Origin of the sequence: Neobacillus mesonae, assembly GCF_023715155.1 — a bacterium.
Taxonomy (GTDB): domain Bacteria; phylum Bacillota; class Bacilli; order Bacillales; family Cytobacillaceae; genus Neobacillus; species Neobacillus mesonae_A.
Window position 1 is genome coordinate 1 of sequence record NZ_JAMBNQ010000156.1, and the last position, 255, is coordinate 255.

A 255-nucleotide genomic window follows, 5' to 3' on the forward strand; every position below is an offset into this window, starting at 1 on the left:
TAAGGCCCCAATATAATATAAAAGTAAACAAAAAAATGGTGGGCCTAAATGGACTTGAACCATCGACCTCACGCTTATCAGGCGTGCGCTCTAACCAGCTGAGCTATAGGCCCACATTATTATGAGAATCATTCTCTCAAAACTAAACACCCAAAACGTCAACCCTAAATATCCTTAGAAAGGAGGTGATCCAGCCGCACCTTCCGATACGGCTACCTTGTTACGACTTCACCCCAATCATCTGTCCCACCTTAG

At 44.3% G+C, this 255-nt stretch carries 1 tRNA gene and 1 rRNA gene; both read right to left on the bottom strand.

Annotated elements, in window-relative coordinates:
- Positions 1-36: 36 nt before the first annotated feature.
- Positions 37-113 (bottom strand) — tRNA-Ile (locus M3183_RS26960).
- 65 nt (positions 114-178) lie between these two features.
- Positions 179-255, bottom strand: a 16S ribosomal RNA gene (locus M3183_RS26965); the annotation flags it as partial.